This is a genomic window from Pseudomonas xantholysinigenes (genome assembly GCF_014268885.2).
Taxonomy (GTDB): Bacteria; Pseudomonadota; Gammaproteobacteria; order Pseudomonadales; family Pseudomonadaceae; genus Aquipseudomonas; species Aquipseudomonas xantholysinigenes.
Genome location: NZ_CP077095.1, coordinates 397,687 through 423,053, shown reverse-complemented (window position 1 = coordinate 423,053; position 25,367 = coordinate 397,687). Strand labels below are relative to the sequence as shown.

The window sequence follows — 25,367 nt, the reverse complement described above, 5'->3', positions numbered from 1 at the left end:
GCTGCATGTCCCGTGCCGTTGATGCTTTGCTTCGCCCCAGCCTGATGGCCCTGGCCATTGGCCTGGCCGCCCCGTTGGCCAGCCCCGCCCTGTTCGCCGCCGAACAAGCGGCCTCGCGGGCCTACAACCTGCCCAGCGGTCCGCTGGCCAGCACCCTCAACCAGATCGCCAGTCAGGCCGGCATTGCCCTGGCCATCGACCCGAACCTGGTCCAGGGCCGCGCCTCGGCCCCCGTCAACGGCCAGTACGATGCCCTCGGCGCCATGCAGGCCGCCCTGCGCGGCACCGGCCTGCAATTGCAGCAGGGCAGCGCCGGCAGCTACAGCCTGATGGCCGTCTCTGAGGGCACCCTGGCGCTCCCGGAAACCAATATCAACGCCAACAGCAGCTACGAAAGCGCCTGGGGACCGGTCGAGGGCTATACCGCCAAACGCACAGCCGCCGGCACCAAGACCGACACTGCCCTGGTCGAAGTCCCACGCTCCATTTCCGTCGCCACCCGCCAGCAGATGAGCGACCGCGGCGTGCAAAGCCTGGATGACGCGGTGAAGTACATGCCGGGCATCGTCTCGGCCAGTTTCGGCAGCGACACCCGCTATGACTGGATGCGTGTGCGCGGCTTCGAGCCGACCCAGTTCCTCGACGGCCTGCCCCTGCCCCGCGGCGTGTATGCCACCCCGAAACCTGAAACCTGGAACCTCGACCGACTTGCGCTGCTGCGTGGCCCGGCCTCGTCGGTGTATGGCCAGACCCCGCCCGGTGGCCTGCTGGACATGGTCAGCCGCCGCCCCCAGGCTGAGAGCAGCCACGAGATCCAACTGCAGTACGGCAGCGACAACCACCGCCAGATCAACTTCGCCAGTACCGGCAAGATCGATGAGCAAGGCCAGTTCCTCTATGGCATCAGCGGTGTCGTGCGCGACAGCGGTACGCAGATCGACCATATCGAGAACAAGCGCTACAACATCGCCCCAAGCCTGACCTGGAACATCGACGAAGACACTTCGCTGACATTCCTCAGCCAGTTCACCCGTGACGATACCGGCGCCACCAGCCAGTTCTACCCCATACAAGGCACCAAGATCGATATGCCATTCGGCAAGATCTCCCGCCACAAGAATCTTGGCGATCCGGACTACGAGTTCTACGACCGCACTTACTACGCCCTGGGTTATGCCTTCGAGCATCGTTTCAACGATGTCTGGCAATTCCGCCAGAACCTGCGCTACACCAAGACAGAGTTGTCATTCCAGACAATCACCGTCGGCAGCTACTACCAGCCAGGCGGCCCCGTGGACAACGAGGGCAATGCCAGCCGCATGTCGACCAACGTCGACGAGGACATCAGCCAGTTCGCCCTCGACAACAACTTCCAGGCCGACTTCACTACCGGTGACATCAGCCACACCGTGCTGATCGGCCTGGATCACCAACGTACCGACTCCGACTTCCTCTCCATCTACGGCTTCGGACTGCCGACCACCAACGTCAATAATCCAGTGTACGGTTTGCCGATCACCCGACCGCCCCGTTCCTCGGCTTACCTGGACTACAACCAGAAAACCGTCCAGACCGGGCTCTACGTCCAGGACCAGATGGCACTCGACAAATGGCGCCTGACCCTGGGCGGGCGCGAGGACTGGGTACACACTGGCACCACCTTCCACAACCTGGGTGATGCCACCAACACCCAACGCGACAAGCAGTTCAGCGGCAACGCGGCGCTCAGCTACGTGTTCGACTCAGGCTTCGTCCCCTACCTGTCCTACGCCGAGTCGTTCCAGCCGAGCAGCGGCTCTGAAGCCAGCCCTGAGAAGTCGTTCAAGCCCACCGAAGGCAAGCAGTGGGAACTGGGTATCAAGTATCAGCCACCTGGCTCCAACACCCTGTTGTCTGCGGCCGTATATGACCTCACCCAGAAGAACGTGACCGTCACCAACAACGTGGGCGGGGTGCCGGTCTCCAGCCAGACCGGTGAGGTCAAGGTCCACGGCCTGGAGCTGGAAGCCGTCTCCGACGTCACCGACAACTTGAAAGTGATCGCCGCCTACACCCTGGCCAAATCCGAAGTCCAGAAAGGGCCGTACAAAGGCAACCGCCTGCAACAGATGCCCAACCAGCAGGCCTCCTTGTGGGCCGACTACACCTGGCATACCGGTGTGCTTGACGGCTTCGGCATTGGCTTGGGCGCACGTTACACCGGCAGCCGCTACGGTGACGAAGCCAATACCTGGCTCGGCAAGAGCAAGGCCTACACTGTGTTCGACGCCGCCGTGCACTATGACCTGGGCCGCCTGGACAACAGCCTCAAGGGCGCCTCGGTGGCCATCAACGCCAGCAACCTGCTGAACAAGGACTACCTCTCCACTTGCGATGGGTACTACTGCTACTACGGTGATCAGCGTAGCGTCGTCGCCAGCGCCACCTACAAGTTCTGAGTGACCTAAGCCCTCGGGTGCCCCACCCGCTCCCAGCATGGGCGCGGGCAGGGCACCCGAGGGCGCAAGGAGCCGTGATGAAAAGCCTAACCATCCGCCGCTGGTCGGCGGTCCATACCTGGAGCAGCCTGGTGTGCACGCTGTTCCTGCTGCTACTGGCACTGACCGGCCTGCCGCTGATCTTCCACCACGAACTCGAACACCTGCTGGGCGACGCCCCTGAATTGCGCGAGATGCCCGCCGGCACCCCGCACCTGGACCTGCAGCAGCTTGTGCTCAAGGCCGAGCAACACCGCCCCGGCGAAGTGATGCAGTACTTCGGCTACGAAGCGGACGAACCCAACGGCGTGGTGGCAATAATGGCGGCCACCGCCGGCACCCACCCCGACCAGTCCCACACCTTCATGCTCGACGCCCGCACCGGCGAGGCCGTGGCCATGCCGGCGGCCAACGGCGGCCTGATGATGACCATCCTGCGCCTGCACGTGGACATGTTCGCCGGCCTGCCCGGCAAGCTGCTGCTGGCGTTCATGGGCGTGCTGTTCGTCGTGGCGATCATCTCCGGCACCGTGCTGTACGCGCCGTTCATGCGCCGCCTGCGCTTCGCCACGGTGCGCCACGACAAATCCCGGCGCCTGCGCTGGCTCGACCTGCACAACCTGATCGGCGTGGTCACCCTGACCTGGGCCTTGGTGGTCGGCGTCACCGGGGTGATCAGCGCCCTCTCCGACCTGGTGATCGCCGCCTGGCGCAACGACAGCCTGGCCGCCATGGTCGCGCCCTACCGCGACGCACCGCCGCTGACCGAGCGCGCCCCGGCGAGCCAACTGCTGGCAATCGCCGAGCAGGCCGCGCCCGGTATGCGCCCCGACTTCATCGCCTTCCCCGGCACGCGTTTCTCCAGCGAGCACCACTACGCCGTGTTCATGAATGGCGCCACGCACCTGACCTCGCACCTGTTCACCCCCGTACTGATCGATGCCCGCACCCTCGAAGTCACCGCGGTCGGCGACCGCCCCTGGTACATGGACGCCATGGGACTGTCACAGCCGCTGCACTTTGGCGACTACGGCGGCCGGCCGATGCAGATCCTCTGGGCACTGCTCGATGTGTTGACCATCGTGGTGCTGGGTAGCGGCCTGTACCTGTGGTGGGGCAAGCAGCGCAAGCCCCGGGAGGCACGCCCATGAGCCATGCCTCGCAATCGACCTGTCGGATCTTCGCCTGGCCGCTGCTGATCGCTTTGCTCAGCGCCATCGGGCTGTTCGCCGCGCTGCTGGGTGACGGCGCCTGGGACAGCCTGGCCTGGCTGGGCCTGGGGAGCTCCGCCGTACTGGGATTGAGCGGCTTCTGGCCACGTCGGCGCCAATAACCGGCTACCGCCCTGCGCCGAACGAGAGCGGCCATGGTGTGCACCTGATTGCCCAGGAGCCTCACCATGACCCCACTCGAACACCTCGAAGCCCTCGACACACGCATAACCAACCTGCAACAAGGCCAGCCCGTCCTCGACACGCAACGTCCTGCGCGCCAGCAACGCCAGCAGTTCTTCAGCGACCTGGCCAACTTCTGGCAGGCCAAGGGCAACGGCGGGCACAGCCGCAGGCAGCAACTGGCGCGGCTGCGCCAGGCGCAACTGCAAGCGGAACTGGAGCTGCGCCTGGCCGATGTCACCCTCGACGACACCGACGAATTCCTCCTGCGCACCTGCCTGGCCTACCCGCTACCCTGGCAGCGACAACCCACGGGGCAAGCCCGGGCCGAAATCTTCCGCCCCTGGTTCTCCACGCAAAGCCCAAACCGACGCTGCAATCTGCCCGGCACGCTGGTCATCATCGCGGCCACACCTGGCACCGAGGTGATCCCGGGCACGACCACTGGCAAGGCCCTGCTATGCAGCCTGCCGCATGGCATAGAAGCGTTCGCCAGCCTCGCCGAACTGCATGTCGAGTTATGTGAGCGTCTCGATGATCCCTTGCAGTCCCAGCCCTTGCTGGGGTTGGTGGCCAGCGCGCAAGACCAGGCAACCATTCGTGATGCCGACCGGCTGCGCTACGAGTGGTACGCCGATGACCCATTCGACTACCAGGCCCTGGCCTTGATCGACCAGCAGCGGGCCGCCCTCAATGCGCTCTGGAGCACGTCCACGCCCCCCGACACCGATCGCCTGAACGCCGCACTGGACCTCAAGCCCTACATCGGCAGCGCGCAGCCGCTGGCCACCCGTTATGCGCTATTGCTGGAAAAGCACCTCCCCGACTGGCTGCGCGAAGCCTCGCCCCAAGCCCTGGCGCATGTCATGCAAACCCTGCAGGAGCTGGCCGGCGCGATCAGCCAGGCCAGTGCCCCGGGCATCCTGACGCTGGCGCAGTTCCAGCAACGCCACGACCTGCTGCAATGGGTCAGGGCTCGCCTGGGCGAAGGCTTGCGCTGGAACCCAGGGATCATCGTGCCGCCCGAGGAGATTCAGGTCAGCGTCACCCTGGCACGACGCACCGGGCCGCTGGTCAACCCACTGGCACCGTCGTCCTACATTCCGGTCAACAGCCGGCCCCATGCCGATGACAGCATCGAGATGGTCCCGGTGACCTACAAGCTCGAGGACCTGGCCCTACTCAATATCGCCTGGTTCGACACCGACTACTGGATCACCGCCCGAGTGCACCGGGATGACGGCGCGCCCATCGAGGCGTTGACGCCAGCCAGGGTCAAGCAACTGGTGCGCAACCTCGATGCTGGCACCCGCTACAACCGCTTCCTGCGCCAGCACCTGCTGGACTCGGAACAGGCGCAATGGCGCCGGCAAGCCCATGGCCGCATCAATCGCGCGCGCATGCATGCCGAGGCGGCCAAGGCACGCTATGCCGGGCATTTCCTCCCGGGCACCATGGAGCAAGGCTATGCCTGGGCCCGAGCACTGATCGAGCACCCCGAGCGACACGGCCGCGTCACTGACAGAGGCCATCGGATCGACGTACGGCAACTGCTGATCCAGGGCCATACCGTGCACGGTCTGCTCTTGCTCAATGGCAAAACAACCGTCAGCCCCCGCGTGGTGATCTATGCCCCTGACGCGCCCGACCGGCGCCCCTGGCGTGAATACCGCAACACCCGCGAATTACTCAAGGCCTTGCGCAAGGATCCTGCACTACGCCAGTACGTGACCCAGCGCATGCCGCTAGCCGACCCGGACAAGATCGACACGCTGTTGCGCAAAGGCCGCCTGGCCCCCCATGTACAGCGCCCGGTCATCGCCGGTCATCTGTTCGACGAAGTGTACCGCGCCGAAGTCCGCAGCCTGATGGCGCAGACCGACGCCAGTACCCGCAGCAATCGCGAACTGCTGGGCCGTTTCGGCCTGGATACGCTGCGGATCCTGCTCGACCTGCTCAGCCTGGTCCTGCCCTATCCGGCCATGGCCGCCCTGGCCCTGGGGCGCCTGACCATCTCCGTGCTCGACGGCGTGCAGGCCATGGGCCAGGACAACCATGAGGAAGCCCTGCACCACGCGTTCGCCGCCCTCAGTCACTCGCTCGACGCCATCAACAACGTGGTCGGCGGCCTGAGCCCGCTGCCTTCGGGCATCAAGGGCTTCTCCGGCTCGACCCTAATGCGCCGCGCGTTCCGGGGGTTGCCGCCGCCCAGGCCGCTGACCTTGCCGCCCAGCCACGCGGTACCGGTGGAGGTCAGCCAACTGCGCTACCGCATCGACGGGGTTCACGGCGAAGGGGTCTTCGAAAAGACCGGGGCCAACCCTGGGCTGTCCCAGTACTACATCCAGGATGGTCAAGGGCGCTTCTACCATGTCAGCTTCGATGGCCACCGCTGGCGTACGACCGATCCCAGGCAGCCGGATGCCTACATCAAGCAGCCACTCAAGCGCTTACAAGATGGCCGCTGGGTGATCGACTCACCCGTGCTGTGGCATGACGGGCTACCGGATATACGCCAGTTGCTCGAAGACAGCCAGTTGCACCCACCCCTGGCAGGAGTGGAAGTGGCTGGGGAAGCCGACCTGTTCGATGCACAAGGCGAGCTTTACCTGCTGATCAACGGCAGGCAGTTGCCTGTGCGCAGGCACCTGCTGGCCGGGCACTATCATCTGCGCATGCCGGAAGCCGCGGCAGGTGCCGTGCAGGCCTGGGCGACACTGCGACAGGTAGATGGAGAGTGGCGAATCCGCTTGCGCCAGGCCGGGCGCAGCAGTGACTGGCTGGCGCTGGCGTAGCGCGCGCCTCACTCGGCCAGGCGCGGCAGCACCTCATTCAAGCGTCGATGCAGGGCGCTGCCGCTGGGCCAATTGCGCAACAGCCGCGCGCGGTCGCGGGCGAAGGCTGGGGCGAAACTCAGCTGGGTCGCATGCTGGCACATGGCATCGAGATCGATCAGCGACCACTGGCCATCCTGCCAGAACAGGTTGTGGCCCTTGAAGTCACCGTGGCTGATGCGTTCGCGGATCAATTGGCGCATCACCTGCGCCAGGGCCTCGACCTGCTCGTCAGGTGCCTCGCCGCTGTCCACGTAGGGCGCAAAGCATTCGATCAGGTCTGGTCCGTCGGCGTACTCGGTGACCAGGTAGGCCGTGCTGCGCAGCCCCATCACGCGCTGCTCCAGCACCGCCAGGGGCCGAGGCGTGGCGATGTCGAGAAACGCCAGGCGGTGGCCCTCGATCCATGAATGCCAGGCCCGGCTCGGGCGCCAGAAGCGCTTGAACCAATGGGCGGTGTTCTTGATGTTGTAGCGCTTGAGCACCAGCTTGCGCCCGGCTACCTCGATACGCGCCACGCTGGCCGCGCCACCGGTCTTGTACAGATGGCCCTGGTCGATCAGCGCATCGGCTTGCTCCAGCAGCGGACGCATCGCTTCGACCTCGTCGCGGCGGATCGCCCGCAGCCCGGACAGGTTGCGTTCGACGCTGAACAACGTGCATTCGCGGCCGGCCTTGTCCAGGTAATCCTTCAGGCGCCAGTTGCGCACCTTGTCCACCTGCTTCTGCAAGGCTTCCAGCGGCAACGCGTGCTCGGCGTTGGCCAGGATGTAGTGCACCAGGGCTTCTTCGATGAACGGTTCCAGGCGCTTGGGCAACTGGGCGAAGAACACCCCGAGGTTTTCCAGCACACGCTGGCGCGATAGCTGCTGGCCGGGGGTCTCGGCCTTGATGCCGGCACCGTCGATCAGGTACAGCTTGCCGTCCTGGCGCAGCAGGTTGTCCAGGTGCAGGTCCTCTTGCCAGAGGCCCTTGGCATGCATCTGCGCCACCGCGGTCAATGCCTCGCCCAGCACCAGGTGCTGCTCGTCGGCGAGCATCGGCAATGCCTCCACCGCGGCCCAGGCGTCACCCAGGCTTTCGGCATGCTCGAGGTATTCGAACAGCAGCCAGCCGCCCTCGCCTTCCTTCAGGCCGTCGGCCAGCAGGCGGGGCGTGGTCAGCCCCTGCGCGGCCAGCAACCGGGCACCGTCGAGTTCACGCTGGAAGTGGCGGGCAGCATTGCCGCCGACCAGCAGCTTGGCCAGCACCTTGGTGCCACGCCAGATACCGGCGCCGACATAACGCTGCCCCGGCAGCACACGCAGCAGGCTGAGCAGTTGCAGGTCGGCCGCGCCTGCGGCATCGGCCAGGGTGATGGTCAGCGGCAGCGCCGGGCTGCGCCCGGCCTGCTTGAGTTCGGACAAACGCATCAGCGAGCCTCTTTGTGGCGACGACGTTGCACCAGGCGTTGCAGCCAGGTGGCGACCTGCGCGCTCCCCACCGGTTGCGCCAGGTAGGCGCCGAGCAATACGCGCACATCTGCTTCGCTCCAGGCACCGGCCCGGCGCAACAAGGGTTCCAGGTCCTTGAGCCGGTCACGCTTGCCGAACAGCAGTGGCCGGGTCTTTTCCAGGTCGATCAGCTGGGCCTGCCAGCCTTCGCGGCGCTCGCGCAGGAAAATATGCTTGGGATAGAAGCAGCCATGCACCTGGCCGGCCGCGTGCAGGGTGCGGGCCAGCTGGCCGCAAGCCTGGAGAATGTCGGTGCGCTGGGCCTCAGGCAGTTGTGGCCACTGGGCCAGCAACTGGTCCAGGTCGGTCCACTCGTCCAGCGCACGGGTCATGAGGATCGCGCGGTGCTGTCCGGCCTGCTTGCGCTCGCCATAGAACACCGCCTGCAGCGCCGGAATGCCGAGCTTCTGGTAGCGGCTGATGTTGCGAAACTCGCGGGCGAAAGTCGGCTCGCCGAACGGGCGGTGCAAGGTGCGAGTCAGGTAGTCGCTCTGGCGCTTGAGGTAGAACCCTTTACCTTCGAGCTCAAGGCGAAACACGCTGCTCCAGCCGCCACGGCCAGTGTTGGGTTCGTCCACGGCGTCCAGTTGCAGCGCCCATAGCGCGTCAAAGTCGCCCAGGCCATGGCGTTGCAGCAGCGCCTGGTCGGCGCTGGCCAGGTAGTCGGTCATTCCCTTCCCTCGAAAAAGCTCAGCACCTGGCGGATCCGCCGCTTGTCCCGGGCGTTGAGGCGCGGGCGCTGGCGGTATTCCAGATAGAAGCGCAAGCGCTGGGTGGCCGACAGGTGGTATTTGGCGACCTTGTCCAGGCACGCCAGGTCCTTGATCAGGCGGTGGCGCAACATGAAACCACGCCAGAAATCGCCCGTCGGGCAATCGATGAAGAACAGCGTGCCCTGGTCATCCACCAGCAGGTTGCGCCACTTCAGGTCGTTGTGGGCAAAATGGTGCTCGTGCATCACCCGGGTGTGGCGAGCCAGTTGCCGGCTGATACTGTCGACCCAGGCACGGTCGCTCAGCAGCGGGTCGTTGCGGTCGGCCAGGGCCGAGAGGTCTTCGGTGCGCGGCAATTCACGGGTGATCAGCGCACCCCGGCCAAAGGCCAGCCCATTGCGCTCCAGACCCCAGGCCACCACCTCGGCGGTGGGGATACCCCACTTGGCGAACAGCTTGAGGTTCTGCCATTCGGCCTTGACCCGTGGACGGCCCAAGTAGCGGCGCATGGCCTTGCCTGCGCCGGTGTAACGCTTGACGTAATAGGTGATGCCATCACGCTCGATGCGCACCACTTCGCTCAGCGGGTCCCAGGTCAGGCGTTCGCCCTGGATGGCGAACACCGCGTCGATGCTGCCGAAATCGGCAGCCAGGTGCGCATACTCAGGCGCCAGGTTCCAGCTCGCCATCAGAGTGCGTCCCCATAGCGTTGCTTACGGTCGTAGAGTTTCTGCGCCTTGCGCTCGAGCCAGGCGAGCAATGCGGCCTCTTCCTTGAGTATCTGGCGCAACGGGCGCTGGAAATAGCCGCGCAGGAAGCGCAGCTTGTCACGGCGGGTCAGGCCGATGTCCAGGGCCGAGAAATACAGGGCCGCCAGGTCCTTGTCGCGCCAGCGCCGGGAGACCTTGGCACGGGTCTGGGCGCGGTGCAGGTCGATCACCGAGAGCTTGAAGTCGTCGGCGCTCACCGGGCGGTCGGTGTGCAACAGGAAGTGGCAGATATAGCAATCGCGGTGGTTGACGCCGGCACGGTGCATGCCGCCGGTCATCTTCGCCACCTCGGCGATCAGCGCGCGCTTCAGGCGTGGCTCGGGTGGCTGCTTGACCCAGTCGAGGCTGAAGTCTTCCAGGCTGACGGTCGGCGCCAGTTCCTCGGTGACAATGAACGAATGCTGGGTCGCCGGGTTGCTGCCGCGCTCGCCATAGGCCACCGCGGTCATGGTCGGCACGCCCACCTCGTGCAGGCGCTGGATCGCCTGCCACTCTTGACCGGCACCGAGCACCGGCAGCTTGGCGCTGAACAGGTTCTTGAAGATCTCGCCCCAGCCGATGCCACGGTGGATCTTGACGAAAAAGCCCTCGCCGGCAACCTCGGTGCGCAAGGTACGGCGGCCTTCCAGCTCGCGGTACACCTCGCCCTGCAGCTGCTCGACGGCGTCGAACGGATCGCGTCCGGCCCACAGGCGCTTGAACGGCTCTGCCAGCATCAGTTTCATGGGCGCTCCTGGGCCAGGATCACGTCGGCGGCATGTTGCGGCATGCTGTACAGGTCGGCGCTGTCGGCAAAGGCCACGCCGTTGCTCGACCAGGCCGCGCGGGCCGCATGGTCTTCCAGCATGCGTTGCAGGTAGCGGTTGAGCTGCTCCTGCTCGAACGGCTCGTCCAGCACCAGGCCGCTGTCGGCCTCGGCGATGTAGTGGGCGTAGCCGCAGACCTTGGACACCAGCACCGGCAGCCCGGCGACCAGCGCCTCGAGCAGCACGGTGCCGGTGTTTTCGTTGTAGGCCGGGTGGATCAGCAAGTCGGCGCCGAGCAGGAAACGCGGGATATCGCTGCGCCCCTTGAGGAACTGCACCTGCTCGCCGAGGCCGAGCGCCGTGCTCTGCACCTGGAACAACTTGGGGTCGTCCTGGCCGATGACCATCAGCCGGGTGCGTTTGCGCAACGCCGATGGCAAGGCCGCCAGGGCCTTGAGGCTGCGGTCCACGCCCTTGGTCTTGAAGCCCGAGCCGATCTGCACCAGCAACAGCGCGTCGTCGGCCAGGCCGAACTCGCGGCGGAACTCGGCACGGATCGCCTCGGCGTCGGCCGGGCGTCGGCGGTCCTGGGAAATCCCCGGTGGCAGCAGGTGGAAACGCGCCTCGGGGGTGCCGTAGTGCTTGATGAACAGCGGCTGCTGCACCTCGGAGATCATCAGGATCTCGGTGCGTGCCTCCTTGGCGAACACCGCCTGCTCGTACTCGGCGAAATGGCGGTAGCGCCCCCAGCGGCGGTACAGACCGCCGCGCAGGGTCTGGGCCTTGTCCTCGAAGCAACCGTCGGCGGCGTAGTACACGTCCAGCCCAGGCATCTTGTTGAAGCCGATCAGGCGATCGACCGGACGCTTGGCCAGGTCGGCCTCCATCCAGGCGCTGAGCTTCTCGTTGCGGCGGTGGTTGAACAGCGCCTTGACCGGCGCCACCAGCACTTCGAAGCCCGGCGGGATATCACCTTCCCAGATCAGGGTGTACACACGGATCTGGTGCCCGCGCCGCTGGCACTCCAGGGCAATGCGCATGAAATCGCGCTGCAGCCCGCCAAAAGGGAAATACTTGTAGAGCACAAAAGCCAGTTGCATCAACGAACATCCTCAGCCAGCAGCAGCGCGCTCAAGCGGCCCGCCACATGCTCGGGATTCAGGCGAGTGAAGCACAGCGGCCACTCGCGTTTGAGATCGAACCGGCGCAGGTCCTCGGCGCTCGGTTTGTAGGTGCACTTCTTCTGCAGGCACGGGGCGCAGGGGAAGTCGCTCGCCTGGTGGATCTGGGCGCGTCCGTAGGCACCGGTCAAACCAGGGTTGGTGGGGCCGAACAGGGAAATGGTCGGGACATCCAGGGCCGCGGCCAGGTGACCCAGGCCGGTGTCCACCGCCACGCAGGCCTTGGCCGCGGCAAGCACGCGGGCCACGCCCGCCAGGTTCAATTTGGGCAGCACCTGGCAATTGTTCAAGCCCTGGGCGATACGTTCGGCGCGGGCCTTCTCCGCCGGGTTGCCCCACGGCAGCATCACCTGCAGCTTGCGTCGGCCCATGCGTTCGGCCAGTTCGCGCCAGTAGGCCTCGGGCCAGTGCTTGGTGGCCCAGGTGGTGCCATGCAGGAACACCACGTAGGGCGCGGCGGGCGGCAGCTGCAGGCGGTTCAGGTCCAGGCCGTAGTGGCCCAGGCCCTCGGGCAGGTCATAGGCCAGGGCCAGGGCGAACAGCTGGCGTACACGTTCGACAGCGTGCTGGCCGACAGCGACCGACAGCCGCCGGTCGTAGAAACGACTGGCCAGGCCCTCGCGCGCCGAATAACGGTCGAGACCGGCCACCGGCGCCTTCACGTAGCGGGTCAGCCAGGCCGACTTGACCAGGCCCTGGGCATCGATCACCAGGTCGTACTTGTGCTCGCGCAGGCGCTGCTTGAAGGCCTTCCACTCGCCGCTCTTGAGGGTCTGCCAGATATTCTTGCGCCAGCGGCGGATCGCCACCGGGATCACCCTATCGACCGCCGGGTGCCAGCTGGGGATTTCGGCGAAGCCTTCCTCCACCACCCAGTCGAAACGAATGCCGGGAATGGCGTGGGCGGCATCGGTGAGTGCCGGCAGGGTGTGGATGACGTCGCCCAGCGACGACGTCTTGATGATCAGGACCCGCACTCAGTCGACCTCGGCCACGGTATCGATCAGGTTCGAGCCACCCAGGCTGTGCAACGCGGCGATGACTTTCGCCGGCTCGAGCAGCCGCAGGCAGTTGTAGTGGCCAAAGCGGCAGGTCCGCTCGAAGCATGGGCTGCACTCGATGCCGGTGCGCACCACCTCGACCTGCTCGGCCAGCGGCGGGGTGAAGCCCGGCGAAGTCGAGCCGTACACCGCCACCAGTGGGCGGTTGAGGGCGGCGGCCACGTGCATCAGGCCCGAGTCGTTGGAGACCACGGCGCTGGCGCAGGACATCAGGTCGATGGCCTCGGCCAGCGAAGTCTCGCCGGCCAGGTTGCAGGATTCTTCGCGCAGGCCTGGGATCAGGCGGTCGCGGATCTGCTCGCCGACCGGGTGATCGTTTTTCGAGCCGAACAGCCAGACCTGCCAACCCTGGCGGATCAGCGCATCGGCCACCTCGGCATAATGCTCCGCCGGCCAGCGCTTGGCCTCGCCGAACTCGGCGCCAGGGCACAGGGCCAGCACCGGACGATCCAGCGCCAGGCCGAACTTGGCCAGCGCCGCGTCGCGGCTGGCGGCCTCGATCCGCAGGCTCGGGCGCGGGTATGGCTGCGGCAGTTCGGTGCCCGGCGCATAGGCCAGGGCCATGAACCGTTCGATCATCAACGGGTAACGCGCCTTGTCCAGCTTGCGCACATCGTTGAGCAGCAGGTAGCGCATCTCGCCGCGCCAGCCGGTGCGCTTGGGGATGCCGGCAAAGTACGGCACCAGCGCCGACTTCAGCGAATTGGGCAGCAGGATCGCCTGGTCGTACTGGCCGGCCAGCGACTTGCCGATGCGCCGACGGGTGGCCAGCTCCAGAGCGCCGTGGCCGAGCGGGAAGCTCAAGGCCTGGCGCACCTCGGGCATGCGCTCGAGGATCGGCCGGCTCCATTCGGGGGCCAGCACATCGATCACGCAGTCGGGATGCTGTTGCTTCAGGCACTGGAACAGGGTCTGCGCCATCACCATGTCGCCGACCCAGCTGGGGCCAATGATCAGTATTCTCATGCTTTATCCAGAAACATTCGGGGAGGCTGCAGGCTGCGCTACAACCTGGCCTCCCCTCTTTATATTCAGGCTATGTGGCGGACAGTGTACCACCGGTGGTGAGGCATGAACCTTTGGGGCTGCTTTGCAGCCCTATCCGACCGGTCCGACGCCTCGGCAAGGCCGCTCCTACAGGGAACGCAATCCCTTGTAGGAGCGGCCTTGTGTCGCGAAAGGGCCGCACAGCGGCCCCCAAAATCTCAAGTCAGACCCAGTTCACCCCAGATCCGCCTTACTTCACGACGCTCATCGACAAACTGCGCCGCGTCGATCACCCCGGCCTGTTTCTGCAGGGCCTGGCGGTGCGAGGCCGAGCGGAACGCCTTGTACACCTCGCGCAGCAGCACGGCGTCGGCGACGGGCATCAACCCGGCCTGCTCCAGCTCTTCGAGAATGCGGATGTTGTCGGTCCAGCGCAGTATGGCCGGATGCTCGTGGGACCAGGCCAAAGCGGCGTATTGCACCATAAATTCGATATCGACGATACCGCCGGCATCCTGCTTGATATCGAACGGCTGGCCGGCGTCGAAGGCGTTGCCCGCAATACCTGCGGCGGTGGCCTTGGTGCCGAGGTTGTCTCGCATCTTGGCGCGCATCTCGCTCACCTCGGCGCGCAGCTTGTCGAGCTCGCGCGGCTGGCCGAGCACCTTGGCCCGCACGTCCTCGAACGCCGTCGCCACCTGCGGACAGCCGACCAGCACGCGGGCCCGCACCAGGGCCTGGTGCTCCCAGGTCCAGGCTTCGTTTTGCTGGTAGCGCTCGAAGGCGCCCAACGAACTGACCAGCAACCCGGAGGCGCCGGAAGGGCGCAGGCGCATGTCGACGTCGTACAACTGGCCAGAGTTGGTCTGGGTGGTCAGCAGGTGGATGATGCGCTGGCCCAGGCGGGTGAAGAACTGCGCGCTGTCGATAGGCTTGGCGCCATCGGTCTCGGCGTGCGGGTCGCCATCGTGGATGAACACCAGGTCCAGGTCGGACCCATGGCCCAGCTCGATGCCGCCCACCTTGCCATAACCGACGATGATGAAACCCGGGTCGCACAGGCTGCCGTCACTACGCTTCGGCTGGCCGTGGCGCGCCACGGTCTGGCGCCAGGCCAGGGCCAGCACCTGGTCGAGGATCGCCTCGGCCAGCCAGGTCAGGTAGTCGCTGACTTTCATCAACGGCAGGTTGCCGCTGATCTCGGACGCCGCCACCCGCAGGCTGTGCGCCAGCTTGAAGTGACGCAGGGCTTCCATCTGCTGCTCGAGGTCGTCCTCGGGAATCCGCGTCAGGCGCTCGCGTAGCTCGGCGGCCAGCTCCGGGGCCAGCGGCGGGCTGAACAAGCGGCCCTCGTTGAGCAGTTCATCGAGCAACAGCGGGTAACGGGCGATCTGCTCGGCGATCCACGGGCTGGCGGCGCACAGGGTCAGCAGGCGGCGCAGGGCGCCGGGGTTCTCGGTGAGCAACACCAGGTAGGCCGAGCGCCGCGCCACTGCCTCGACCAGCGGCAGCACGCGTTCGAGTACCAGGTCCGGGTTGTCGTGCTCCACCGCCTGGGCCAGCAGCCGTGGGATGAACGCGTCCAGGCGCTCGCGGCCGATACGCTGCATCGAGCGCAAGGTCGGGCTGACACGCAGGGCATTGAGCCGACGCAGGGCCTCGCCGGGCTGGCGGAAACCGGCTTCCTCCAACTGGCGCCCGGCGGCCTCTTCATCCTGGGCCTGCTCCCACAGCGGCGACCATTCGCCGCCCACCACCAGCTCACCCTCGGCGTCGTCTTCGTCCGGGTCGGCGATCACCTGGCGGAAATGCCAGTCGACGCGCCCGCGCCAGTGCATCAACTGGTCGTGGAAACTGGCCCAATCGGCATAGCCGAGCATGTAGGCAATACGCGCGCGGTCGGTTTCGTCGTCGGGCAGCATCTGGGTCTGGCGATCGGCGATGGCCTGGATGGCGTGTTCGGTATAGCGCAGGAACTCATAGCCCTCGCGCAGCTCGGCCACCACCGCTGGCGGCAGGTAGCCCTGCCCCTCCAGGGTCGCCAGCACCTTCAGCAATGGCCGCTGTTGCAAACTCAGGTCGCGCCCGCCATGAATCAGCTGGAAGGCCTGGGCGATGAACTCCACTTCACGAATGCCACCGGCACCGAGCTTGATGTTCTCGGCCATGCCCTTGCGCCGCACTTCCTGCTGGATCAGCTGCTTCATGGTGCGCAGCGCCTCGATGGCAGAGAAGTCCAGGTAACGTCGGTAGACGAACGGTCGCAGCATGTCCTGCAACTGGGCGCCGGCCGCCTGGTCGCCGGCGACCACCCGCGCCTTGATCATGGCGTAGCGTTCCCAGTCACGCCCCTGGTCCTGGTAGTACTGCTCCAGGGCATTGAAGCTGAGCACCAGGGCGCCGGCCGAACCGTAGGGACGCAGGCGCATGTCGACGCGGAACACGAAGCCGTCGACGGTAACCGGGTCGAGGGCCTTGATCAGGCGCTGGCCCAGGCGGGTGAAGAATTCCTGGTTATCCAGCGAGCGTTTCACGCCTTCGGTCTCGCCGCCCTCGGGGAAGGCGAAGATCAGGTCGATGTCGGACGACAGGTTCAACTCCATCGCCCCCAGCTTGCCCATGCCCAGCACCACCAGGTGCTGGGGCTGGCCGCTGCGGTTGCCGATGGGCGTGCCGAACTGCTGGCAGTGGCGCGGGTACAACCATTGATAAGCTTCGTCGATGCTGGCGTCGGCCAGGTCGGACAGGTCGCGGCAGGTCTCGGCCAGCGCGGCCTGGCGGGTAACGTCGCGCCAGATGATGCGCAGTTGCTGGCGATTGCGCTCGCGGCGCAGGTTGCGCGCCAACTCGTCCTCGCTCTGCGCGGCCTGGGCCGCGGCATGAATACGCGCGCGCAGTTCGCCCGGGGCGAAGGCGCGGCCCATCTCGCCGCCGGCCAGCAGGTCGAACAGCATCGCCGGTTCGCGCTGGGCCTGGGCGAGCACGAAATCGCTGGCCGCGGCCACCTGGTCGAACTGCTGGCGCTGGGCCGCGGACCAGCTGTCGATCGCCAGTTCGGGATGAGCGGCCAGGGCGTCGGCGAGGAACTGTCGATTACGGGCGACCAGCGGTTGGAGAGCGGCAGGCAGATCGAGCGGCAAAGGCAGGCGCATGGTCTATCCTTGATCGGCGTGAATGAGAGGGGTTGAGGGGGTCAAGCGCAGGCTGGACCACGGTTGGACTGTCGTACAAAAGTTGGAAATAGCTGAAACAGCAGAAAGATTGGCAAAAAACATCAAGATCCACCTATCAGCAACACAACGCCAACCAACATGAACGTTTTTCCTCACAACCCAGGGTGCGACCAAACGTCGCATTTGTGTAGTTTTACTACTACTCCCAGCGTGCGAAAGCATGAAATGCGAATCCATTTGTAGTAAAACTACACCGCGCCGGATGACTGTCCGGTAATCCAAGAATTCACGACGTCTGCCCATAAGGCCAGTCGCAAACTCAGGCCATCGATTCTGGTGGCCTTTCCGCCCTGGAGCAAGCCATGCAAGACCTCGATCCAATCGAAACCCAGGAATGGCTGGATGCCCTGGAGTCGGTCCTCGACAAAGAAGGCGAAGACCGCGCTCATTACCTGATGACCCGCATGGGCGAGCTGGCCACCCGTAGTGGTTCGCAGCTGCCGTACGCCATCACCACGCCATACCGCAACACCATCCCTGTCACCCACGAAGCACGCATGCCTGGCGACCTGTTCATGGAACGCCGCATTCGCTCGATGGTGCGTTGGAACGCGCTGGCCATGGTGATGCGCACCAACCTGAAGGATTCGGACCTGGGCGGCCACATCTCCAGCTTCGCTTCCAGTGCCACCCTGTACGACATCGGCTTCAACTACTTCTTCCAGGCTCCGACCGACGAGCACGGCGGCGACCTGATCTTCTTCCAGGGCCACGCTTCGCCAGGCGTCTACGCCCGCGCCTTCATGGAAGGCCGCATCAACGAAGAGCAGATGAACAACTTCCGTCAGGAAGTCGACGGCAACGGCCTGTCTTCGTACCCGCACCCATGGCTGATGCCTGACTTCTGGCAGTTCCCGACCGTTTCGATGGGTCTGGGCCCGATCCAGGCCATCTACCAGGCCCGCTTCATGAAGTACCTGGAAGCGCGCGGCTTCATCCCGGCCGGCAAGCAGAAAGTCTGGTGCTTCATGGGCGACGGCGAGTGCGACGAGCCGGAATCCCTGGGCGCGATCGCCCTGGCCGGCCGCGAGAAGCTGGACAACCTGATCTTCGTCATCAACTGCAACCTGCAGCGCCTCGACGGTCCGGTTCGCGGTAACGGCAAGATCATCCAGGAACTCGAAGGCGTGTTCCGCGGCGGCGGCTGGAACGTCAACAAGGTCGTCTGGGGCCGTTTCTGGGACCCACTGCTGGCCAAGGACACCAACGGTGCCCTGCAGCGCCGCATGGACGAAGTCATCGACGGCGAGTACCAGAACTACAAGGCCAAGGACGGCGCGTACGTCCGTGAGCACTTCTTCAACACCCCAGAGCTCAAGGCCATGGTCGAAGACCTGTCCGACGACGAGATCTGGAAGCTCAACCGTGGCGGTCACGACCCGTACAAGGTCTACGCGGCCTACCACCAGGCGGTGAACCACAAAGAGCAACCGACCGTCATCCTGGCCAAGACCATCAAGGGTTACGGTACCGGTGCCGGCGAAGCCAAGAACACCGCGCACAACACCAAGAAGGTCGACGTCGAGAGCCTGCGTCACTTCCGTGACCGCTTCGACATCCCGGTCAAGGATGCCGACCTCGAGAACCTGCCGTTCTTCAAGCCCGAGGAAGGTTCCGCCGAGGCCAAGTACCTGGCCGAGCGCCGCGCCGCCCTGGGTGGCTTCGTGCCACAGCGTCGCGCCAAGAGCTTCAGCGTGCCGACCCCGCCGCTGGAAACGCTGAAAGCGATCCTCGACGGCTCGGGCGACCGCGAAATCTCCACCACCATGGCCTTCGTGCGCATCCTCGCGCAGCTGGTCAAGGACAAGGACATCGGCCAGCGCATCGTCCCGATCATTCCGGACGAAGCCCGTACCTTCGGTATGGAAGGCATGTTCCGCCAGCTGGGCATCTACTCGTCCGTGGGCCAGCTCTACGAGCCGGTCGACAAGGACCAGGTGATGTTCTACCGCGAGGACAAGAAGGGCCAGATCCTCGAGGAAGGCATCAACGAAGCCGGCGCCATGTCGTCGTTCATCGCTGCCGGTACCTCGTACAGCTGCCACAACCAGCCGATGCTGCCGTTCTACATCTTCTACTCGATGTTCGGCTTCCAGCGTATCGGTGACCTGGCCTGGGCCGCTGGCGACAGCCGCACCCGTGGTTTCCTGATCGGCGGTACCGCCGGCCGTACCACCCTCAACGGTGAAGGCCTGCAGCACGAAGACGGTCACAGCCACATGATGGCGGGCACCATCCCGAACTGCCGCACCTACGATCCGACCTACGGCTACGAGCTGGCGGTGATCATCCAGGACGGCATGAAGAAGATGACCGAAGAGCAACAGGACATCTTCTACTACATCACCGTGATGAACGAGTCGTACCAGCAGCCAGCCATGCCGGCCGGTGTCGAGGACGGCATCATCAAGGGCATGTACCTGCTCGAGGAAGACACCCGCGACGCCGCGCACCACGTACAGCTGATGGGCTCTGGCACCATCCTGCGCGAAGTCCGCGAAGCGGCGAAGATCCTGCGTGACGAGTTCAACGTTGGCGCCGACGTGTGGAGCGTCACCAGCTTCAACGAACTGCGCCGTGACGGCCTGGCCGTGGAACGCGCCAACCGCCTCAAGCCTGGCCAGAAGCCACAGCAGACCTACGTCGAGCAGTGCCTGGCCGGTCGCAAGGGCCCGGTCATCGCCTCCACCGACTACATGAAGCTGTTCGCCGAGCAGATTCGCCAGTGGGTGCCGAGCAAAGAGTTCAAGGTCCTGGGTACCGACGGTTACGGTCGCAGCGACAGCCGCAAGAAGCTGCGTCACTTCTTCGAAGTCGACCGCCACTTCGTGGTGCTGGCTGCCCTGGAAGCCCTGGCTGACCGTGGCGAGATCGAACCCAAGGTTGTGGCTGACGCCATCGTCAAGTTCGGTATCGACCCGGACAAGCGCAACCCACTGGACTGCTGAGGAGTATTTTTAAGTGAGCGAACTCATTCGCGTACCTGACATCGGCAGCGGTGAAGGTGAAATCATCGAGCTGTTCGTCAAGGTCGGTGACCGTATCGAGGCTGACCAGAGCCTGCTGACCCTGGAGTCCGACAAGGCCTCCATGGAGATCCCGGCCCCCAAGGCTGGCGTCATCAAGGAACTGAAGGTCAAGCTGGGTGATCGCCTGAAAGAAGGCGACGAGCTGCTGGTCCTGGAAGCCGAGGGCGCCGCTGCGGCGCCTGAGGCTCCGGCCGCCGCCGCTCCGGCCCCTGCTGCTGCCGCTCCAGCGCCGGCCGCTGAAGCCGCCCCTGCTCCAGCAGCGGCCCCGGCTGCCGCCAGCGTGCAGGACATCCACGTGCCGGACATCGGCTCGTCGGGCAAGGCCAAGATCATCGAAGTGCTGGTCAAGGTCGGCGACACCGTCGAAGCCGACCAGTCGCTGATCACCCTGGAGTCCGACAAGGCCTCCATGGAAATCCCGTCGCCGGCTGCCGGCGTGGTCGAAGAAGTACTGTGCAAGCTGGAAGATGAAGTCGGCACTGGCGACCTGATCTTCAAGCTGAAAGTCGCAGGCGCGGCCCCGGCTGCCGCTCCGGCACCTGCCGCTGCTGCCGCCCCGGCCAAGGCTGAGGCGGCTCCGGCCGCCGCGCCTGCCGCCGCTCCGGCTGCTGCCCCTGCCCCGGTCGCCACCGCACCGGCCGCCGGCAGCAACGCCAAGGTCCACGCAGGCCCAGCCGTTCGTCAGCTGGCCCGTGAATTCGGCGTCGACCTGGGCGCCGTCGCGGCCACTGGCCCGCACGGTCGCATCCTGAAGGAAGACGTGCAGGTCTACGTCAAGGCCATGATGCAGAAGGCCAAGGAAGCGCCGGCCGCCGGTGCTACCGGTGGCGCTGGCATCCCGCCGATCCCGGCCGTGGACTTCAGCAAGTTCGGCGAAGTGGAAGAAGTCGCCCTGACCCGCCTGATGCAGGTCGGCGCCGCCAACCTGCACCGCAGCTGGCTGAACGTGCCGCACGTCACCCAGTTCGACTCCGCCGACATCACCGAGCTGGAAGCCTTCCGCGTTGCGCAGAAAGCGGTCGCTGAAAAGGCCGGCGTCAAGCTGACCGTTCTGCCCCTGCTGCTCAAGGCCTGCGCCTTCCTGCTCAAGGAACTGCCGGACTTCAACAGCTCGCTGGCGCCAAGCGGCAAGGCGATCATCCGCAAGAAGTACGTGCACATCGGCTTCGCCGTGGACACCCCGGACGGCCTGTTGGTCCCTGTGATCAAGAACGTCGACCAGAAGAGCCTGCTGCAACTGGCTGCCGAAGCCGCTTCGCTGGCCGAAAAAGCCCGCACCAAGAAGCTCTCGGCCGACGAGATGCAGGGCGCCTGCTTCACCATCTCCAGCCTCGGCCACATTGGCGGCACCGGCTTCACGCCGATCGTCAACGCGCCTGAGGTGGCGATCCTCGGCGTGTCCAAGGCGACCATGCAACCGGTCTGGGATGGCAAGGCCTTCCAGCCCAAGCTGATGCTGCCGCTGTCGCTGTCCTACGATCACCGTGTGATCAACGGCGCCGCCGCCGCGCGCTTCACCAAGCGCCTGGGCGACGTGCTGGGCGATATCCGCACCATGCTGCTGTAAACCGCTGTTTCCCTGCCCCTCTGTCGAGGGGCAGGTACTCTTTCGAGCTGCCACGCTCGTACCTCAACCCCGTCATTTTGGCGGGGCTTTTTTTGTCAGCTGCAAGCTGCAAGCTGCAAGCTGCAAGCTTCAAGCTGCAAGAAAAAGCGTCCTCATGGCCCAACTCGCTGCTTTTGCTTTTGCTTTTGCTTTTGCTTGAAGCTTGAAGCTTGAAGCTTGCAGCTCCTGACCTTCAGATTCCCCACCACCAGCCGACAACCTGTTCACAGCATCCCCCATGGCCGCTTGCCAGCCCACGGGACATGATGCAACCTTGCCCGATACGCCGGTTGCGAACGGCGCCCCAGTTCAAGCGAGTCTTCGATGAAAAGCCAACCCGATGCCGCCAGCCGTGTGGCGGCCGAGGTCGTCACGCAGCTTCCCGTGCCCTCGCGGCTCGGCATGCTGCGTTTCGAACGGCTCAACGAAGCCAGCTGGGCGATGCTCTACCTCGACCCGGCCTGCGAGCGCCAGTTCGGCTTGCCAGCCGCCGAGCTGTGCGCCCTGATCGGCTCGCCCTACGCCAGCCTGATGGAGCCCGAGGCGCGCTACCAACTGCATGACGAAATCCAGCTGCAACTGAGCCAGCGCGGCTACTACCGAGTGCGCTACACCTTGCATGCCCATCCCGAGCCCCTGCGCCTGCTGGAAGTGGGCGAAAGCTACAAGCAGCACAATCGCCAGCTGCTGCGCGGCTACCTGACAGTGTTCGACCACCAAGCCGAGCCGCCCGAGCCCGATACCCACGACCTGGAATCGCAGAACAACCGCCTGCAACTGGCCCTGCAACTGAACCAGCGGGCCCAGCAGGAACAGCTCGAGCACCTGGAGCGGGTACGCGCCCAGCAGGACCTGATCCTGCGCCTGGCACGCCAGCGCTACAGCATCGGCAATTCCCTGGTCGAAGCCGCCGAGCTGATCACCCAGAGCGCCTGCGAAATCTACAACGTCGACTGCGCCAGCATCTGGTACCTGCACGAGCAGCGCCTGGACCCGATCATCGCCTGGTACCGTCGCGAGCGGCAGCACCGCATGCCCGAGGCGATCGACGCCAGCCATTTCCCCGACTACCTCGAGGCCCTGCACGCCAGCCGCGCCATCGACGCCCACAACGCCAGCCACGACCCGCGCACCCGCGAAATGGCCGAAGCGCTGTACGCCAGCGCCGACAACGCCATGCTCGACGCCAGCATCCGTATCGACGGCCAGGTGGTCGGCGTGCTGTGCCTGGAGCAGACCGGCCGCGCCCGGGCCTGGCAGTCGGACGAAATCGCCTTCGCCGGCGAACTGGCCGACCAGTTCGCCCAGGTCATCAACAACCACAACCGCCGCACCGCCGCCAGCGCCCTGCACCTGTTCCAGCGTGCCGTGGAGCAAAGCGCCAGCGCCTTCCTGCTGGTCAACCGCGACGGTGTGGTGGAGTACGTCAACCCGAGCTTCACCGCCATCACCCAGTACAGCACCGAGGAGGTCCAGGGCCACCACCTGGCCGAGTTGCCGGCGCTGGAAAACCTCAGCGAACTGCTGTTCGACTCGCCCTCGAGCCTGGCCATGGGCAACAGCTGGCAAGGCGAGTTCAAGAGCCGGCGCAAGAACCTCGAGCCCTATTGGGGCCAGTTGTCGATTTCCAAGGTGTATGGCGACAACCGTGAACTGACCCACTACATCGGCATCTACGAAGACGTCACCCAGACCAAACTCGCGCAACAACGCATCGAGCGCCTGGCCTACACCGACAACCTGACCAACCTGGGCAACCGCCCGGCGTTCATCCGCAACCTCGACGAACGCTTCGCTCGCGACAGCAACAGCCCGATCTGCCTGCTGCTGGTGGACATCGACAACTTCAAGCGGATCAACGACAGCCTCGGCCACCAGACCGGCGACAAACTGCTGATCAGCCTGGCCCGGCGCCTGCGCAACAGCCTGAGCAGCGGTGGCAGCCTGGCGCGTTTCGCCAGCAACGAGTTCGCCGTGCTGCTCGACGACACCCACCTCGAGGACGGCCAGGGCGTCGCCCACCAGCTGCTGCACACCCTCGACAAACCCATGTTCGTCGACAACCAGCTGATCAACGTCACCGCCTCCGTGGGCCTGGCCTGCGCGCCGCTGCACGGCGCCGACCCGGCGACCCTGATGAAGAACGCCGGCCTGGCCCTGCACAAGGCCAAGGCCAACGGCAAGCACCAGGTACAGGTGTTCACTGAAGTACTCAATGCCGAGGCCAGCTACAAGCTGTTCGTCGAGAACAACCTGCGCCGCGCCCTGACCCAGAACGAGCTGGAAGTGTTCTACCAGCCCAAGCTGTGCCTGCGCAGCGGCCGCCTGCTCGGGCTGGAGGCCCTGCTGCGCTGGAACCACCCGGAGCGCGGCATGATCCGCCCCGACCAGTTCATCAGCGTGGCCGAGGAAACCGGCCTGATCATCCCCATCGGCAAGTGGGTGGTGCGCCAGTCCTGCCGCATGAGCCAGCAACTGCGCGAGGCGGGCTTTGGCAATCTGCACGTGGCGATCAACCTGTCGCCCAAGCAGTTCTCCGACCCCGACCTGGTTGCCTCGATCGGCAATATCCTCAAGGAGGAAGCGCTGCCACCGCACCTGCTGGAGCTGGAGCTGACCGAGGGCCTGCTGCTGGAGGCCACCGAGGACACCCACCGCCAGCTCGACGAACTCAAGGCCCTGGGCCTGACCCTGGCCATGGACGATTTCGGCACCGGCTACTCGTCGCTGAGCTACCTGAAGAAGTTCCCGATCGACATCATCAAGATCGACCGCAGCTTCATCAACGAGATCCCCGACAACCAGGACGACATGGAGATCACCTCGGCGGTGGTGGCCATGGCCCACAACCTCAAGCTCAAGGTGGTCGCAGAGGGCATCGAGACCCCCGAGCAACTGGCGTTCCTGCGGCGCCATCGCTGCGACGTCGGCCAGGGCTACCTGTTCGACCGGCCGATTCCGGGGCGCGAGTTGAGCGAGAAACTGCGCCGTTATCCACGCGGGCCGGTGGCCTGACAGCGGCGCCAACCTCGGGCACTATAGAAGCCATTCGGGCCTCTTCGCGGGCAAGCCCGCTCCCACAGACCGCAAAGGCTGTGCTGCCCTTGTGGGAGCGGGCTTGCCCGCGAAGAAGCCAACACCAATCCCACTGACAAACACAGAGGAACGGCCATGGTCCTGCGTTCGGAAATCCTGGTGAACAAAAACGTCCTGCCCACCGCGGAACAGGCCCTGCCTGGCCGCGAAACCCCGATGAGCCTGCCCGAGTTCCACTATGTGTTCGAAGGCACGCCGCTGCTCGGCCCGTTCTTCGACGGCGACATCGACTTTGCCATCTTCGCCCTGGGCTGCTTCTGGGGCGCCGAGCGCCGCTTCTGGCAGCGCGAAGGCGTGGTCAGCACCGTGGTCGGCTACGCTGGCGGCTTCACCCCCAATCCCACCTACGAGGAAGTCTGCTCAGGCCTGACCGGCCATACCGAGGTGGTGCTGGTGGTGTTCGACAAGAACCGGGTCAGCTACCGCGAGTTGCTGGCAATGTTCTGGGAGTTGCACAACCCGACCCAGGGCATGCGCCAGGGCAACGACGTCGGCACCCAGTACCGCTCGGCGATCTACTGCACCTCGCCACAGCAGTTGGATGAAGCCAACGCAAGCAAGGCCGCCTTCCAGGCCGAGCTGAGCAAGGCCGGTTTCGGCGAGATCACCACCGAGATCGCCCAGGCACCGACCGTGTACTTCGCCGAGGCCTACCACCAGCAATACCTGGCCAAGAACCCGGACGGCTACTGCGGCATCGGTGGCACCGGCGTCTGCCTGCCACCCAGCCTGCAAGGTAACTGAGTC

Annotated in this window: 16 protein-coding genes; 8 read left to right on the top strand and 8 right to left on the bottom strand. The window is 65.3% G+C overall.

Going from position 1 to position 25,367, the window contains the following annotated elements:
- Window positions 1-5: 5 nt before the first annotated feature.
- The 4 genes from HU772_RS01880 to HU772_RS01865 all read left to right on the top strand — a co-directional run bounded on the left by HU772_RS01880 (window position 6) and on the right by HU772_RS01865 (window position 6,666).
- Window positions 6-2,438 carry a TonB-dependent siderophore receptor gene (locus HU772_RS01880; protein ID WP_186653493.1) on the top strand — a complete coding sequence of 811 codons (2,433 nt, stop codon included), beginning with the start codon at window positions 6-8 and terminating at the stop codon, window positions 2,436-2,438.
- A 77-nt stretch (window positions 2,439-2,515) separates the two neighbouring features.
- Complete coding sequence (locus HU772_RS01875; protein ID WP_186653496.1) at window positions 2,516-3,628, top strand: PepSY-associated TM helix domain-containing protein; 1,113 nt, start codon at window positions 2,516-2,518, stop codon at window positions 3,626-3,628.
- Window positions 3,625-3,810: a hypothetical protein gene (locus HU772_RS01870; protein ID WP_186653498.1), complete on the top strand. Its 186-nt coding sequence runs from the start codon at window positions 3,625-3,627 to the stop codon at window positions 3,808-3,810. Before HU772_RS01875 ends, HU772_RS01870 begins: the two co-directional genes overlap by 4 nt.
- Window positions 3,811-3,876: 66 nt before the next feature.
- Window positions 3,877-6,666, top strand: coding sequence for a dermonecrotic toxin domain-containing protein (locus tag HU772_RS01865; RefSeq protein ID WP_186653499.1), 2,790 nt, complete (start codon window positions 3,877-3,879; stop codon window positions 6,664-6,666).
- Window positions 6,667-6,674: 8 nt separating this feature from the next.
- Here the strand turns inward: HU772_RS01865 and HU772_RS01860 are convergent, their stop codons facing one another.
- The 8 genes from HU772_RS01860 to glnE form a co-directional block, all read right to left on the bottom strand.
- A complete protein-coding gene (locus HU772_RS01860) occupies window positions 6,675-8,117 on the bottom strand; it encodes a lipopolysaccharide kinase InaA family protein (RefSeq protein ID WP_186653501.1) in 1,443 nt (480 codons plus the stop codon).
- Entirely contained in the window at window positions 8,117-8,869 is a 753-nt protein-coding gene (locus HU772_RS01855) for a lipopolysaccharide kinase InaA family protein (RefSeq protein WP_186653503.1), read from the bottom strand. Before HU772_RS01855 ends, HU772_RS01860 begins: the two co-directional genes overlap by 1 nt.
- Window positions 8,866-9,600, bottom strand: a complete 735-nt coding sequence (locus tag HU772_RS01850) for a lipopolysaccharide kinase InaA family protein (RefSeq protein WP_186653505.1) — start codon at window positions 9,598-9,600, stop codon at window positions 8,866-8,868. The genes HU772_RS01855 and HU772_RS01850 overlap by 4 nt, the downstream gene beginning before the upstream one ends.
- On the bottom strand, window positions 9,600-10,406 hold the full coding sequence (rfaP, locus tag HU772_RS01845) for a lipopolysaccharide core heptose(I) kinase RfaP (protein ID WP_186653507.1): 807 nt from the start codon (window positions 10,404-10,406) through the stop codon (window positions 9,600-9,602). Before rfaP ends, HU772_RS01850 begins: the two co-directional genes overlap by 1 nt.
- Window positions 10,403-11,527 carry a glycosyltransferase family 4 protein gene (locus tag HU772_RS01840; RefSeq protein ID WP_186653509.1) on the bottom strand — a complete coding sequence of 375 codons (1,125 nt, stop codon included), beginning with the start codon at window positions 11,525-11,527 and terminating at the stop codon, window positions 10,403-10,405. The genes rfaP and HU772_RS01840 overlap by 4 nt, the downstream gene beginning before the upstream one ends.
- Window positions 11,527-12,585, bottom strand: a complete 1,059-nt coding sequence (waaC, locus tag HU772_RS01835) for a lipopolysaccharide heptosyltransferase I (RefSeq protein WP_186653526.1) — start codon at window positions 12,583-12,585, stop codon at window positions 11,527-11,529. Before waaC ends, HU772_RS01840 begins: the two co-directional genes overlap by 1 nt.
- Entirely contained in the window at window positions 12,586-13,635 is a 1,050-nt protein-coding gene (gene waaF, locus HU772_RS01830; RefSeq protein WP_186653529.1) for a lipopolysaccharide heptosyltransferase II, read from the bottom strand. It abuts the gene before it with no gap.
- Between the two features lie 239 nt (window positions 13,636-13,874).
- Window positions 13,875-16,808: a bifunctional [glutamate--ammonia ligase]-adenylyl-L-tyrosine phosphorylase/[glutamate--ammonia-ligase] adenylyltransferase gene (gene glnE / locus HU772_RS01825; RefSeq protein ID WP_186653532.1), complete on the bottom strand. Its 2,934-nt coding sequence runs from the start codon at window positions 16,806-16,808 to the stop codon at window positions 13,875-13,877.
- Between the two features lie 383 nt (window positions 16,809-17,191).
- On the opposite strand from glnE, the gene aceE reads away from it, so the two are divergent.
- The 4 genes from aceE to msrA all read left to right on the top strand — a co-directional run bounded on the left by aceE (window position 17,192) and on the right by msrA (window position 25,364).
- On the top strand, window positions 17,192-19,837 hold the full coding sequence (aceE, locus tag HU772_RS01820) for a pyruvate dehydrogenase (acetyl-transferring), homodimeric type (RefSeq protein ID WP_186653534.1): 2,646 nt from the start codon (window positions 17,192-17,194) through the stop codon (window positions 19,835-19,837).
- Between the two features lie 13 nt (window positions 19,838-19,850).
- A complete protein-coding gene (gene aceF, locus HU772_RS01815; RefSeq protein ID WP_186653536.1) occupies window positions 19,851-21,485 on the top strand; it encodes a dihydrolipoyllysine-residue acetyltransferase in 1,635 nt (544 codons plus the stop codon).
- A 363-nt stretch (window positions 21,486-21,848) separates the two neighbouring features.
- A complete protein-coding gene (locus HU772_RS01810) occupies window positions 21,849-24,539 on the top strand; it encodes a putative bifunctional diguanylate cyclase/phosphodiesterase (RefSeq protein WP_186653539.1) in 2,691 nt (896 codons plus the stop codon).
- A 156-nt stretch (window positions 24,540-24,695) separates the two neighbouring features.
- Window positions 24,696-25,364: a peptide-methionine (S)-S-oxide reductase MsrA gene (gene msrA, locus HU772_RS01805; protein WP_186653541.1), complete on the top strand. Its 669-nt coding sequence runs from the start codon at window positions 24,696-24,698 to the stop codon at window positions 25,362-25,364.
- Window positions 25,365-25,367 lie beyond the last annotated feature (3 nt).